This is a genomic window from Nocardia sp. NPDC059229, from assembly GCF_042754165.1.
Taxonomy (GTDB): domain Bacteria; phylum Actinomycetota; class Actinomycetes; order Mycobacteriales; family Mycobacteriaceae; genus Nocardia.
Genome location: NZ_JBHZAK010000022.1, coordinates 114,437 through 131,324, shown reverse-complemented (window position 1 = coordinate 131,324; position 16,888 = coordinate 114,437). Strand labels below are relative to the sequence as shown.

The 16,888-nt window shown below is 66.7% G+C and carries 1 protein-coding gene; it reads right to left on the bottom strand.

Features of this window, described 5'->3' with window-relative positions:
* Positions 1-16,805: non-ribosomal peptide synthase/polyketide synthase (locus ACFXHE_RS36080; protein ID WP_379389150.1), on the bottom strand; the 16,805-nt coding region annotated here is incomplete at its 3' end.
* Between the last annotated feature and the right edge of the window lie 83 nt (positions 16,806-16,888).

Below are 16,888 nucleotides of genomic sequence, written 5' to 3'. Positions count from 1 at the left end.
CGCTGCCAATAGGCCACCTGGCGGGCCATGATCGAGGACGAGTCCTCTTCGGAGCCCAGCACTTCGCGCTGCCAGACAGCGAAGTCGGCGTACTGGACGGCCAGCGGGGCCCAGCCCGGGACCGCGCCCTGGTTGCGCGCGGTGTAGGCGACCATGACGTCGCGAGCCAGCGGCGACATGGAGAAACCGTCACCGGCGATGTGGTGAACCACGACGATCAACACATGTTCGTGCGCCTCCGAGAGGGCGACTTCCTCCGTCATCCCGGCATGCTTGTGGCCGAGATCCACACCATCCGAGTGGATTCCGACCGAAAGCGCGCCGGACCGACGGGGTGGGGCGACCCGGAAGAGGCGGGCGCGTAACGGGACCTGCTCCGCGACGTTGAAGCCCAGTGCCGCGAACGCTGTGACCGTGGCTGCCAGATCCTCGACCGCCACGGCAACCGGGCGCAGATCGAGCGCGACTTCCTCGGCCGGGACCACCACCTGGATGGGCGTGCCGCCGTGCTCGGGGTAGCGGGTGCGCAGCGACTCGTGCCGGCGGACCACGTCCGCGACCGCGAGTTCCAGTGCGGCGGTGTCGAGTTCACCGGTCAGGCGAATCGCCAGCGGCAGGTTGTAGGCCGCCGAGGAGGTGTCGTACTGGTTCAGGAACCACATGCGCTGCTGCGCGAACGACAGCGGCACCAGCTCACCGGCAGTCCGGGTGCGGGCCACCAGCTTGGCGCGCGAAGCACCATCGGCGTGCGATTCGATGCGGGCCGCAAGGGCCTCGACCGTGGTCGCCTCGAACAGCGTGCGCACCGCGACCGTGGTGTCCAAGGCCGCACCGATGCGCGACACCACCCGGGTCGCGATGAGCGAGTTACCGCCCAGATCGAAGAAATCGTCGTCCAGACCGACCCGCTCCAGACCGAGCACCTCGGCGAAGACGGCCGCGACGGTCTCCTGCGTCGGGGTCTCCGGCGCGCGGAAAGCACGGGCCTGCAACGCCGGAGCCGGGAGCGCCCGACGATCCAGCTTGCCGTTGACGGTCAACGGAATCCGGTCCAGCACCACAATCGCCGACGGGACCATGTACGACGGCAGCAGTTCGCCTGCGCCGTCACGGACCGCGTCCACGCCCGGCGCGACGCCGGCCTCGGGCACCACATAGGCCACGATGCGCTGATCGCCCGGCTGGTCCTCGCGCACGATGACCGCGGCCTGCGCCACGCCCGGCTGGGCCAGCACGGCCGACTCGATCTCGCCGAGCTCGATACGGAAACCGCGCACCTTGACCTGATCGTCGGCGCGACCCAGGTATTCGAGCTCGCCGAAGCGGTTCCAGCGCGCCACGTCACCCGAGCGGTACAGCCGCTCGCCCGGCGTACCGAACGGGCTGGCCACGAAGCGAGTCGCGGACAGGTCGGGACGACCCAGGTAGCCGCGCGCCAACTGCGGTCCGGCCACATACATTTCGCCCGCGACACCCACCGGCACCGGGTGCAGGCGGTCGTCGAGGACATACACGCGCAGACCCGCGATGGCCCGGCCCACCACCGAACCGGTAGCGGCGGCAATGGTGTCGGCATCCAGGACACGCACGGACACGTGCACGGTGGTCTCGGTGATGCCGTACATGTTCACCAGGTACGGCGACGAATCACCGTGACGGGCAATCCAATCCGAGAGGCGACGCAGCTCTAGCGCCTCACCACCGAAGACCACGTAGCGCAGCGCCAAAGACTGCTGGTCGCCCGCGGCCGCGATGCGGTCGGCCTCGGCGAGCTGGTAGAACGCCGACGGGGTTTGGTTGAGCACCGTGACCCGTTCGCGGCGCAGCAGTTCCAGGAACTGCTCGGGCGAGCGGGAGGTGTAGTAGTCGACAACCACCAGAGTGCCGCCGTAGAGCAGTGGGCCCCACAGCTCCCATACCGAGAAGTCGAAGGCGTAGGAGTGGAACAGCGTCCACACGTCGTCGGGGCCGAAACCGAACTCGCGATCCGTGTTCGCCATGAGGCGCACCACGTTTCGGTGCGCCACGGCGACGCCCTTGGGGCGGCCGGTCGAACCGGAGGTGTAGATGACGTAGGCGACGTGATCCGGATGCAGCGGCGCGCTGCGGTCGGCATCGGTGACCGGGGAATCCGCCGCGTCCTCGACGTCACCTGCCTCCAGGGAGTAGCCGTCCAGCAGCACCGTGTTCAGCTCGGCGGGAAGCTCTACCTGCACCGTGGAATCGGTGATCACGCTGGTGGGACGGCAATCCTCCAGTAGGAAGGCGATGCGATCGGCCGGGTAGCTCGGATCGATCGGCACGTAACCCGCACCGGTCTTGATCACCGCCAGCAGCGCCACCACCAGGTCGGCCGAGCGCGGCAGCAGCACCGCGACCAGCTGTTCGAGGCCCGCGCCCTCGCTGATCAGCCTGCGCGCCAGCACATTCGCGCGCCGGTCCAGCTCGGTGTAGGTGAGTTCCTCGTCGCCGAAGCGCACCGCGATCTGCTCGGGGTGAGCGGCCACGGCCGCGTCGAACACGCTCGACAGGGTGGCGTCGGAGTCACCGATGTCGTCGCCCGCGGAGACCCAGTGCTCGGCCACATCGTGGCGCTCGCCCTCACCGAGCAGATCGATATCCCCGAGCAGCGCGCCCGGATCCTCGGCGACCGCGCGCAGGATGCGCACCAGCCGCTCGGCGAAGGAGATGACGGTCTCGACGTCGAACAGGTCCGACGCGTAGTTCCACGACAAGCCCAGCGAGCCGTCGGCGCGCTCGCTCACGGTCAGCTGCACGTCGAACTTGGCGGTGCCCGGATCGAATTCGACGACCTCGAGATCCAGCCCCTCCAGCGAGACAGCCTGCGCGTCCTTCGCGCTCGCGGCTTCGAAGGTCAGCGCCACCTGGAACAGCGGGTGATGCGCCTGCGAACGAACCGGGCTGAGCACGTCCACCAGCCGCTCGAACGGCACGTCGGCATGCGCGAAAGCGGCCAGGTCGGTGCGGCGCACCTGGGCGAGCAGGTCGCGGAACGCCGCGTCCAGGCGCACCTCGCTGCGCAGCACCAGCGTGTTGACGAACATGCCGACCAGATCGTCCAGCGCGCGTTCACCGCGGCCCGCGATCGGAGTGCCGATGGCGATATCGGTCGCGCGGGACAGGCGCGCGGCCCAGGTCGCCAGGGCGGCGTGAACCAGCATGAACAAGGTGACGTCATGCTCGCGGGCCACACCGGTCAGGGCGCGGTGCAGCTCGGCGTCGATCGAGAAGTCATAGGTGCCACCGGCATTGGTCGCGATCTCCGGCCGCGGCCGATCGGCGGGCAGCTCGATCTGCTCGGGCAGATCGGCCAGCTGGGCGCTCCAGTAGGCGATCTGCTGAGCAGCGATCGACTCGGAATCGGTTTCCGCGCCGAGGATCTCGCGCTGCCACAGCGTGTAATCCGCGTACTGCACCGGCAGTGGCGACCAGGCCGGAGCCTCGCCGGTAGCGCGGGACAGGTAGGCGGCCACCACATCCCGCAGCAACGGGCGCAGCGAGACGCCGTCCGCGCTGATGTGATGCAGCACCAGCACCACGACGTACTCGTCCACTCCGAGTTTCAATACCGTGGCCCGGAACGGCACCTCGCGGGTGACGTCGAAGTGGACGCTCGCCAGCCGGATGATCCGTGCGACTACGTCTTGGGCGCTCACCGTCTCAGTGCGCACCTCGAACTCGACCTCGGACATCGGCAGGACGCGCTGGTAGCCGTCACCCTCGACCTCGGGGTAGACGGTGCGCAGCGACTCGTGGCGGGCGACGACATCGCCGATCGCGGCCCGGAAGGCATCCAGATCCACAGTGCCGGTGAGCTTCAGCGCCACCGGGATGTTGTTCACGGCGGTGCGGTTGTCGAAGCGGTTCAGGAACCACATGCGCTGCTGGGCCAGCGACAGCGGCACCAGCTCCGGGCGCTCCTGCGCGACCAGCGCCGCGCGGGCGCCGGTGCCGACGCGCGATTCCAGGTGCGCGGCAAGGGAAGCCACCGTGGTGGCCTCGAACAGCGTGCGCAGCGGGATGTCGGCGTCGAGGGCGGCGGACAGGCGCGCGATCACCTGGGTGGCGATGAGCGAGTTGCCGCCGAGCTCGAAGAAGTCGTCGTCCAGGCCGACCCGGTCCAGGCCGAGTACATCGGCGATGGTGCCGGCGACCGTCTGCTGCACCGGCGTGACCGGTTCGCGGACCGCGCGGACCGCGAAGGTCGGGGCGGGCAGCTGCTTGCGGTCCAGCTTGCCGGAGGCATTGAGCGGGAAGGCGTCCAGCACCATGAAGGCCGCCGGAACCATGTAGGCCGGCAGCTGTTCGGCGACCGCGTCGCGCACGCGCTCGACATCCAGCTGACCGTCGGCCGCGATGAGGTAGGCCACCAGCTGATCACCGGTGCGCTCGTCGTGGCGCATGACCACGACCGCCTGCGCGACCGACGGCTGCGCGATCAGCGCCGCCTCGATCTCGCCCAGCTCGATGCGCAGACCGCGCAGCTTGACCTGGAAATCGATGCGACCTCGATACTCCAGCTCACCATCGCGCGTCCAGACGACGAGGTCGCCGGTGCGGTACATGCGCTTGCCGTCGCCGAACGGGTTGGCCACGAAGCGATCCGCGCTCAGGTCCGGGCGAGCCACGTACCCGGTGGCGAGCTGATCGCCCGCCAGGTACAGCTCACCCGCGACACCCGCCGGAACCGGCCGCAGCCGCGAATCCAGCACATAGGCCTGGGTATTGAAGTGCGGTGCGCCGATCGGCACCGAGGCGATGTCCGCGTCGGTGACCTCGTGGAAGGTCACGTCAATCGTTGTTTCCGTCGGACCGTACATGTTGTACAGGCGCGCGCCGGTCAGCGCACGGAACCTCTGGGCAGCTACGGCAGGAAGACTCTCGCCGCCGGCGAATACCACACGCAGGGAATGAGCTTCCGGTGCTTGTCCCACGGCGATGAACTGTTGCAGCATCGAGGGTACGAACTGCGTGACGGTGACCCCTTCGGCCGCGATCAACCGTGCCAAGTACACCGGGTCGCGATGTCCGTCAGGCTTGGCGACGACCATTCGCGCGCCGACCTGCAAGGGCCAGAAGAACTCACCCAAGGATGCATCGAAACTCACCGGTGTCTTCTGCAGCACCACATCGTCAGCAGCGAGACCGAATTGGGCATTCATCCACACCAGTTGATTCGTGATGGCCTGATGACTCACGGCCACGCCCTTGGGGCGACCCGTCGAACCGGATGTGAAGATCATGTACGCGGTATTGCTCGGCCGCAGCGACGCCAATCGGTCAACATCGGTCACTACGGCACCGGAACGACTCGACAGATCCAGCTCATCGATCCGAACAAGGGGCCAGTCGACATCTTTCAGGCCATCCGCAGAAGTCAACACGCAGACTGGCTGGGCAGTCTCGAGAACGTATCGGGTGCGCTCGGCCGGGTGCTCGGGATCCAAGGGCACGAACACACCGCCCGCGACGCTGATCGCATACATCGAGACCACCAGGTCGATGGACCGATGCATGCTCACCGCCACCGAGGCCTCGGGTCCGACACCCGCAGCGATCAGCCAGCGTGCGAGTCTGCGCACCCGATCCGCGAACTGGGCGTAGGACAGATTCGTACCCTCGTAGGTGATAGCCGTCGCTTCGGGAGTCAGGGCTACCTGTGCCTCGAACAACGATCCCAGTGTCGCGGCGGAATTCCCGGACACCCTCGGCAAGATCGCATCGATCGGGTACTTGGTCTCGTTCCAGACCTCGAGCACCAGCGCCTGCTCGGCATCATCCATCAGCGGCAGATCGCCCACGCGCGTAGCCGGATCCGCGGCCACCGCTGTCAACAGATGCAGCAATCGCTGCGCGAACCCATCCGCGAACTGAGTATCGAAGAGATCGGTGGCGAACACCAATTCGGCAGACATGCCCGCGCCGTCGTCGTCCACCAGTGACAGCTGAAGATCGAATTTCGCTGTCTGATAGTCGATCTCGACCTCGCTGACCGTCAGATCCGGCAATCTCAGCTCGGTGTGACCCAGATTCTGGAACGACAGCATCACTTGGAACAGCGGATGGCGTCCCTGCGAGCGCACCGGGTTGACCATCTCGACCACCCGCTCGAACGGCACGTCGGCATGCGCGAACGCGTTCAGATCCCCGGCACGAACTTGCTCCAGCAGACCGGTGAACCGCTCCCCCGGGTCGACAGTCGTCCTCAACACCAACGTGTTGACGAACATGCCGACCAGATCGTCGAGAGCCTGCTCACCACGCCCGGCAATCGGCGTGCCGACCGCGATGTCCGCGGTGCCACTCAAACGCGACAGCAGCACCGCAAAAGCGGTCTGCACCACCATGAACAGGGTCGCGCCCTCCGCATGCGCGAGCTCGTTCAAGGCATCGATCGTCTCGCCGGGCACACGGAACCGCAGCAGCCCCGCACGATTGGACGCAACGGCTGGACGCGGACGCGTCGACAGCCGCAGCTCGTCGGGGATTCCGGCCAGCGCATCACGCCAGTAGTCGAGCTGCTGGGAAATCAACGAAAGCTCGTCGTTTTCTGATCCGAGTGTCTCTCGCTGCCACAAGGCGTAATCGATGTACTGGACCTCGAGCGGTGCCCAACCCGGCTCGACACCCATCGCAGCCGCGGCATAGCCGGCAACCAAATCGCGCACCAGCGGCCGTATCGAGAAGCCGTCGATGGCGATGTGATGAGCCGCCAGCACCAGCACGTGCTCGGAGGAATCCACACGCAGCAGGCGCAGACGAACCGGCAATTCACTCGTCACGTCGAAGCCACGACCAACGAACTCGGCTACCACGCCAGGCAGTTCGCCTTCGGTGACGTCCATGATCTCGAGCTCGGGCACGGCACGGCCCGTCGGCAGCACCTTCTGGTAGGCGACGCCCTCGTGCGACGGGTAGATGGTGCGCAGCGACTCGTGGCGGGCTATCACATCGGCGATCGCGCCCCGCATGGCGTCGAGATCCAGTGCGCCGGACAGCCGTACGGCGGCCGGGATGTTGTTGGCGGCCGATTCCGGATCGAACCGGTTGAGGAACCACATCCGCTGCTGCGCCAGCGATAGCGGCGGGTACTCCGGCCGGGACCGCACCGTGAGGGCCTGGCGCACACCGGTTCCCGCGTGCGACTCGACGCGGGCGGCCAGCGCGGCCACGGTCGGGGCCTCGAACAGCACGCGCACGCCGATCTCGGCGTTCAGCGCGGCGGCGAGGCGGGCCACGACCTGGGTGGCGACCAGCGAGTTGCCGCCCAGCTCGAAGAAGTCGTCGTCCACGCCGACGCGCTCGACGCCGAGCAGATCGGCGAAGATCTGCGCGATGATCTCCTCGATCGGGGTCGAGGGGGCGCGGAAACGCTTGGCCTCGAAGACCGGAGCGGGCAGCGCCTTACGGTCCAGCTTGCCGGAGGCGTTGACCGGGAACGCGTCGAGCACCACGAGCGCGGCCGGGACCATGTAGGCGGGCAGCGAGCCGCTCAGCGCGGCCTTGACCGCGTCGATGTCCACGACGGCCTCGGGCTCGCGCACCACATAGCCGACCAGCTGGTCACCGGCGTGCGCGTCGGTGCGCACGACCACCACGGACTGGGCGATGGCCGGCTGCGCCAGCAGCGCGGCCTCGATCTCGCCGAGCTCGATGCGCAGACCGCGCAGCTTCACCTGGAAGTCGGTGCGGCCCAGGTATTCGATCTCACCGTCACGGTTCCATTTGGCCAGGTCGCCCGTGCGATAAAGTCGTTCGCCGTGCCCAAAGGGATTGGCTACGAATCGATCTGCGGTGAGCTCGGGTCGTGTGATGTAACCAGTGGCGAGCTGTTTACCGGACAGGTAGAGCTCACCTGCGACGCCTGGTGCGACGAGATTGAGGCGTGAGTCGAGGACGTAGAGGCGGGTATTGAAGACCGGGCGGCCGATCGGCACGACGGTGAGATCTGTGTCGGTGACTTCGTGGTAGGTGACGTCGACCGCGGCCTCGGTCGGACCGTACAGGTTGTGCAGGCGGGCTCCGGTCAGCTCGCGCAGCTTCTGCGCGGTCGGCGCGGGCAGCGCCTCACCGGAGGCGAACACCTGACGTAGCGACCTGCATTCGGCGGCACTCTCCTCGGCGACGAACACCGAGAGCATCGACGGTACGAAGTGCGTGGTGGTGATGCCCGTCTCGGCGATGACCTGAGCCAGGTAGACCGGGTCGCGGTGCCCGTCCGGCTTGGCCACGACCAGGCGCGCACCGGTCTGCAACGGCCAGAAGAACTCCCACACCGACACGTCGAATGTCGCCGGAGTCTTCTGCAGCACAGCATCGTTCGCGTCGATCGGGTACTCGTGCTGCATCCACAGCAGACGGTTCACGATCGCACCGTGCTCGACGGCCACACCCTTGGGGCGGCCGGTCGAACCGGACGTGAAGATCACGTACGCGGTGTGCTCGGGCCGGATCGCCCCGCCCCGTTCGGCATCGGTGATCACAGCGTCGGAGTAGGCGTCCAGGTTCAGCGTGTCGACGTCGAGCACCGGCACATTGCGGCCGGTGACGAACTCGTCGCGGCTGGTGGTCAGGATCGCGACCGGGCGCGCGATATCGAGCACGTAGTCGATGCGCTCGTCGGGCTGATCCGGATCCAGCGGCACGTACACGCCACCGGCCTCCAACACCGCGTACATGGCGACCACCAGATCCAGCGACCGCCGGATCGCCAGCGCCACACGCGATTCCGCACCGACACCCAGACCGACCAGCTTGCGGGCCAGCTTGTGCACTCGCGCCGAGAACTCGGCGTAGGACAGACCTGTCCCCTCGAACTCCACGGCAGGCGCATCGGGGCTGGTCAAAGCCTGCGCCTCGAACAGCGAAACCAGGGTGGCGGGCTCGAAACAATGGGCTGTGTCGTTCCAATCATCGAGCACACGCGTGCGCTCGTCGGCGACCAGCAGATCGATATCACCGACAGGTGCATCTGGCTCGGTAACGATCGCCCGGAGCACGCGCTCGAATCGCCGCACGAAGGCCTCGATGGTGGGCTCGTCGAAAAGGTCCAGCGCATAGGAGATTTCCGCGGACATGCCCGCGTTCTCACCGCGGTCGTCCTGGGCTTCTTGCAGGGTCAGCTGCAGGTCGAACTTGGCCAGCCGCGCGTCGTAGTCGATGCCGTTGACCGAGAGACCGAGCAGCTCCAGGCTGGCCTGCCGAGTGTTCTGGAAGGTCAGCATGACCTGGAACAACGGGTGCCGCGCCTGCGAACGAGCCGGGTTGAGCACCTCGACCAACCGCTCGAACGGCACGTCCGCGTGTGCGAAAGCGTGCAGGTCGGTATCGCGGGAGCGAGCCAGCAGATCGGCGAAGGTCTCCGAGCCGTCCACCTCGGTGCGCAACACCAGGGTATTGACGAACATACCGATCAGGTCATCGAGGGCGGCCTCACCACGACCGTGCACCGGGGTACCGATCGCGATATCGGAGGTGCCCGACAGCCGCGCCAACAGCACCGCCAGCGCGCTGTGCATGACCATGAACAGCGAAGCATTGTGGCGGCGACCCAAATCCACCAGCGCCCGCTGGGTCTGCGCCGAAATCGCGAACGGATAGGTGCCACCCCGATAGCTCGCCACCGCCGGACGCTGCCGGTCAGCGGGCAGCACCAGTTCATCGGGCAAATCGGCGAGCGCGTCGGTCCAGTAGCGGATCTGCTTGGCGATCAACGAATCCGGATCGTCCTCCGAACCCAGCACCTCGCGCTGCCACAGCGCGTAGTCGGCATACTGCACCGGCAGTTCCGCCCAGGCCGGGGCCTCCCACGAGGTGCGCGCGGCATAGGCGACCATGACATCACGCGCCAGCGGGCCCATGGACCAGCCATCGGCACTGATGTGGTGGACCACCATGCCCAGGATGTACTCGGACTCGCTGATCTCGAAAAGCGCGGCGTGCAAAGGCACTTCGTCGGTGACGTCGAAGGCCATGGTGGCCAACTCGACCAGGTGGTCGATCAGATTCGACTCGGTGACCGGCACCGGCGTCAGGTCCGGCACGATCTGCGCGGCATCCAGCACCCGCTGCACCGGGCCGTGCGCGGTCTCCGGGAAGACGGTACGCAGCGACTCGTGCCGGTCGATGACATCGATCACCGCGACCTGCAGAGCCGCGATATCCAGCTCACCCGAGAGGCGGATCGCCACCGGAATGTTGTACACCGCCGAGGCGGTATCGAAACGATTGAGGAACCACATACGCTGCTGCGCAAGCGACAATGGAACCTCGCTCGGACGTTCCCGTTTCACCAACTCACTGCTAGTGCCCTCACCGACATGTGATTCGACACGCGCGGCCAGCGCCGCAACCGTACCGGCGTCGAAAAGCAACCGGACCGGTACTCGGGTATCGAGCGCGGTCCCGAGCCGCGAGGCCACCTGCGTGGCGATCAGTGAGTTGCCCCCGAGATCGAAGAAGTCGTCGTCGACGCCGACGCGCGCAATGCCGAGCACCTCACCGAAGACCTGGGCGACGATCTCCTCGATCGGCGTAGTCGGGGCCCGGAATTTGCGCACCTCGAAGACCGGGGCAGGCAGCGCGCGCCGATCGAGCTTGCCGGAGGCGTTGAGCGGCAAGCCATCCAGCACTACGAACGCCGAAGGCACCATATAGGCGGGCAGCCGAGACTGCACCGATGCCTTGATACTGTCCAGATCCGCCTGGTCATCGGTGACGACATAGCCCACCAGCTGATCACCGGCCACCAGGTCGACGACCATCGCCACCGCTTGGCGGACCGCCCGATGCGCCAGCAGGGCCGACTCGATCTCACCGAGCTCGATGCGCTGGCCGCGGAACTTCACCTGGAAGTCGCTGCGGCCGACGTACTCCAGCACCCCGGCCTCGCTGTGCGGGTGATCGATCCAACGCACCAGATCGCCGGTGCGATACAGCCGACTGCCGGGCTCGCCGAAAGGATTGGCCACGAAACGATCCGCGGTCAGATCCGCACGACCCTGATAGCCACGCGACAGCTGAGCGCCCGACAGGTACAGCTCGCCGCGCACCCCGGCGGGCACCGGCCGCAGACCCTGGTCCAGGACGTAGGCCTGGGCGTTCCACACCGGGCGTCCGATCGGAACGCTCGCGGAGAGAGCCTCACCGACCCGCCACGAGGTGGCATTGACCGTGTACTCGGTGGGGCCGTACAGATTGACCACGGCCGCGGTGGACAGTCGCCGGAAAGCGCTCACGACCGTCGGCGACAGCACCTCACCACCGACGAAAACCGCCCGCAGCGACACGCATTCCGCCGCCGAAGCGCTGGTCGCGAACACCGACAGCAACGATGGTACGAACGAGGTCACCGTGACCCGGTACCGGCCGATGACCTCCGATAGGTAGACCGCGTCGCGGTGGCCGTCAGGCTCGGCGATGATCGTCCGCGCGCCGACCATCAAGGGGGCGAACAGCTCCCACACCGACGCGTCGAAGGTGAACGGCGTCTTGTGCAGCGCGATATCGGTGTCGTCCAGACCAGATTCGGCGATCTTCCACGACATCTGGTTCACCAGGGCAGCGTGGCTGACGGCCACGCCCTTGGGGCGGCCGGTCGAACCGGAGGTGTAGAGCACGTAGGCGGTATTCTCCGGACGCACCACGCCGAGCAGTTCGGCGGCGCCCACCGGAGCGTCGGAATAGCCGGCCCGCTCCACCTCCTCGAGGAAAACGGTAGGGCAGCTGCCGGTTTCGACACCGTCGGCGCGCGTGGTCAGGACACATACCGGATCCGAGCTGCGCAGCACATAGTCGATACGCTCGCCGGGATGATCCGGGTCGATCGGCACATATCCGCCACCCGCGGTCACAATGGCATAGATCGCGACCAGGGTATCGATCGAGCGGCGGATGCCCACCGCCACCAGTTTCTCGGGTCCGACACCGCAGTCGATCAGCTTGCGCGCCAGTCGGTTCACACGTGAGGAGAACTCGGCGTAGGTCAGTTCAGTCGCCGAGCCCAGCTCGGCGGCACCACCCGAGTCGAAGGTCAGCGCGATAGCCTGCGGTCGATTGCGCACCTGCTCGACAAAATGCTCGAGCACGGTCGTGATCGCGGGCACCGCATGCGCGGTGCGATTCCAGTGCTCGAGCACGGTGGCCCGCTCCGCCGCGTCCACGATCTCGATATCGCGCACCAGGGTGGCGGGGTCGCCGACGACGGTATCCAGCACGGACAGGTACCGGCGGCCGAACTCGGCGACGGAGGCGGCGTCGAACAGGTCGGTGGCATAGGAGACCACCACCGACATGCCCGCTGGCTCGCCGGCGGGGCCGTGCTGTTCGGACAACGCCCACAGCAGGTCGAACTTGGCGATGTCCACGTCGAGCTCGTGCGCCCGCACCGACAGCGCCGGACCACTCGAAGTCGAAGAGCCGGCAAGTTCCAGGTCCCCGTACGGCATCTCCTGGAACGACAACATCACCTGAAACAGCGGGTGCCGCGCCTGCGAGCGCACCGGGTTGATGACCTCGACCAACCGCTCGAACGGGACATCGGCGTTGGCAAACGCCGTCAGGTCGGCTTCCCTGACCTGGGAAAGGAAATCGCTGAACCGTTCGCTATCATCGACTTCCGAACGCAATACCAGAGTATTGACGAACATACCGATCAGGTCGTCGAGAGCCTGCTCACCACGCCCGGCGACCGGGGTGCCGATCGCGATGTCGCTACTACCTGAGAGTCGGGCCAGCAGCACCGCCAATGCGGCATGCATGACCATGAACAGCGAAACACCGTGAGCGCGCGCCAACCCGGCCAGTTGCGCATGCCGCTCCGCTGAAAGATCGAAACTGACACGACTGCCGTGGAAGCTCTGCGCCGACGGCCGTGAACGGTCGGTTGGCATATCCAGCTGCTCCGGCAGCCCTGCCAAAGCCTCACGCCAGTAAGCGATCTGGCGCGCGGACATGGATTCGGCGTCGGATTCCGACCCCAGCAGCTCCCGCTGCCAGATACTGAAGTCCCCGTACTGCACCGGCAGTGGCACCCAACCCGGATCGCCACCATTCACGCGAGCCATGTAGGCGACCACGAGGTCTCGAGCGAGTGGCCCGAACGAGTAGCCGTCCGCGGCGATATGGTGCACCACCACCGCCACCGCGTACTCCGGCACCGCGGCCACGGTATCGGTCATGCGAAACACCCGAACCCGAAAAGGCAGCTCACGCACCACATCGAAACCGCGGCCGGCGAACTCCCGCAAAACACCGCCGAGTTGATCCTCCTCGACGTCCTCGACCTCGGTAACGACAGTCACCTCGGTCATCGGCACCACCATTTGGTAGGCACCCGTATCGGATTCGGGGAAAATCGTGCGCAGCGACTCCTGTCGCTCCACCACATCGAGCAACGCCGCATTCAGCGCGTCGATGTCGACACCACCGCTCATCCGTACCACGAACGGCAGGTTGTAGGCCGGGAGAGTTGGATCGAACTGATTGAGAAACCACATGCGCTGCTGTGCCAGCGACAATGGCACCCGCTCAGGGCGAGGTTGCGCGATCAGTCTCGGACGAGAAGCATCGACAGCGGTCGCGGAGTCGGCGCGGGAGGCGATCCCCGCCGCCGTCGGTGCCTCGAACAGCGCCCGCACACCCAACTGCACACCCAACGCGGCCGAGACACGTGCCACCACCTGAGTCGCCACCAGCGAGTTGCCACCCAGATCGAAGAAATTGTCATCGAGGCCAACACGCTGCCGACCCAACACATCAGCAACGATGCCGGTGACAATGTGTTCGGTTTGTGTGCGCGGAGCTCGATATCCGTCCGCCGCCGCGCTGAACACCGGCTGCGGCAGCGCCTTTCGGTCCAGCTTGCCCGAGGTGTTGAGCGGGAATTCCTCGAGCACCATGATCGATGCCGGAACCATGTAGGCAGGCAAATCCGCTGAGATGAAACGGGTCAGCTCGACCGGATCGACCGACTGCCCCTGGGCGGGGACGACATACGCTGCCAGCTGATGGCCGGTAGTCGTGTCCGCCACCAGTACCACAGCCTGGCCGACCGCCTGATGTGCGAGCAGGACCGTCTCGATCTCGCCCAATTCGATGCGCTGACCGCGGAACTTGACCTGGAAGTCGGTGCGGCCGATGTACTCCAGCGCGCCCGCCTCGTTCCAGCGCACCAGGTCACCGGTGCGGTACATCCGCTCGGAGGTCGCGAACGGATTGGCCACAAAGCGATCCGAGGTCAGATCCGGACGACCCTTGTACCCGCGCGCCAGCTGCCGACCACCCAGGTACAGCTCACCCGACGCGCCGATGGCAGCGGGCCGCAGCCGCGAATCCAGAACGTAGACTTCGACATTCCACTCGGGCACACCGATCGGCACCGTGACGGTGTCGGCGGCGGTGTTCTCCCAGTAGGTCACCGAAACCGCGGCCTCGGTCGGACCGTACAGGTTGTGCAGGCCCGCGTCGGTGATCGCACGGAAGCCCGCGCCGGTCTCCGGCGGCAGCGCCTCACCGATCACGAAAACATAGCGCAGCGAGGCACACTGGGCCCGCGTGGCATGCGCGACGAACACCGTCAGCATGGACGGCACGAAGTCGGTGACCGTGACACCGTGCCCCTCGATCAACTCGGCCACGTACAGCGGATCGCGGTGCCCGTCCGGAGTCGCCACGATCAGCTTCGCGCCCACCAGCAGCGGCATGAAGTAGCCCCACAGCGAGACGTCGAAGGTCTGCGCCGTCTTCTGCAGGTACACATCGTCTTCGGTCATCGGATACTCATCGAGCATCCACAGTTCCTGGTTGACGATGGCGTGATGGGTGACCGCGACGCCCTTGGGACGGCCGGTCGAACCCGAGGTGTAGATGACGTAGGCGGTGTTGTCCGGGCGCAGCGGCGCGATGCGATCGGCATCGGTCACCGGCTCGGCGGAGTAGCCGCTGACATCGAGGGTGTCGATCTCCAAGCGCCGCACGCCAGCCGCGGAGCTTGCGGAGCGGCCATCGAATTCAGCCGGCAGCTCGAGCTCGTCACGCGAGCTGGTCAGCACGCAGACCGGTCCCGCGGACTCCAGGATGTAGGCCGTGCGATCGGCAGGATGATCCGGGTCGATCGGCACGTACGCGCCACCGGCGCGCAGCACCGCGTGCATGCCGACGACCAGCTCCAGCGAACGCCGCATGCCCAGGGCCACCAGCGATTCCGGCCCGACACCGTCGGCGATCAGGAACCGCGCCAGGCGGTTGACGCGCTCACCGAACTCGGCGTAGGTCAGCTGCTCGCCCTCGAACTCGACGGCGACGCGATCCGCGGACAGCGGAATCTGCTTGTCCAGCAAGGCCGGAAGGGTGGTGGTCGGCACGTCGTGGGCCGACTCGTTCCAGTCGAGCAGGGTGCGGACCCGCTCGGACTCGGTGGTGATGGGCAGGCCCCAGACGGCCTGGTCGCCGCCCGCCGCGAGGAAGTGGTCGAAGAACTCCAGGAAACGCGAGTGGTGGCCGCGTGTCTCCTCCTCGGAGTAGAGATTGGGGTTGGTCTCGAAGTCGATGTGGTTTCTGGTGCCCTTCACCGACTGGTAGAAGTTGACGCCCAGGTCCTCGATGGAACCGGTTGAGAGAACGCTGTATTCGCCGGTGATGTCGCCGAGGACGACCTCGTTGTGGAACAACATGACGTTGACCCACGGACCGAAGAACTGGGAACCGACGTCGCCGCCGCTGAAATCGCCCGAGGCTCTGCCCAATGCACGGCTCGCCGTGTCGCGGCGAATGTCCTCGGCACGGTAGCGCTGATGCCGCAGCGCACCCGACACCGCGACCGTCACCTGCTCGAGCAGCTCGGCCACCGTCGTGTCGTGCCCGACGCGCAGACGCAGCGGCACGATGTTCGACGCCGCACCACCGGAACGGCGCATGATCGCGGTCGTACGCGCGGTCACCGGGAGACTGAGGATCACATCCTCGCTACCGGTCCACTGCGCGAGGTAGGCGGCGAAACCGGCGATGAGCAGACCCGCCGGCGAGGACTCGTGCCGCGCCACAGCCTCGTCCAGCAGCGTGGCCTGATCATCGGTGAGCGCCCCCGCGGCGACCCGGTTCAGGGCGGCCGGCGGCGCGGAACGACCGACCAGGCTGGTGCCGTCCTCGAGCCCGGCGACCCGCTGAGCCCAGTACTCCTTGTCGGCCTTGAAACGGCTGGAGTCCCGGTAGGCGAATTCCTGCTCGACCAGGGTCGGCAGGTCGGTGAGCTTGTGCGGCGCGGGCTCGACGCCCTGCACGAACGCGGTGTACAGCTCGGCGACACGGGTCAGGTAGGTGACCGCGCCGAAGCCGTCCAGCACGATGTGGTGGATACGCGCGTACCAGTAGTAATGGCCATCGGCCAGCTTCAGCATGGCCGTCTTGATCAGACGGTCGCGGGTCAGATCCAGCGGGGCGGAGTACTCGGCGCGCATCCACGCGTGCGCGGCCGCGGCCGGATCCGCTTCGCCGGTGAAGTCGACGTGGTAGATGGTGCGGTCCAGCGAGTGGTCCACCATCTGCATGGGCTCACCGTCACGTTCGACGATGCGCAAGAAGCCCGACCCGAACTCCTCCGAGCCGTGCACCATGGCACGCTCGAGCAACTCGATATCGAGTTCCCCGCGCAGCTCCACGTACTGGGCGATATTGATCGGTACCTGCGGGTCCAGATGCTGGGAGTACCAGATACCGAGCTGCGCAGGCGACAGCGGGAAACACTTTTCCCCGGGCTCCCCGTTCCCACCGAAATCCAGCCGATCCACCTGTACCCTCGCTTCCGACAAACACTGCGCGACGCGCTCTCGCGGCTCTATGGAATAAGCCGCTTCGCGCACCACCGAAAGGT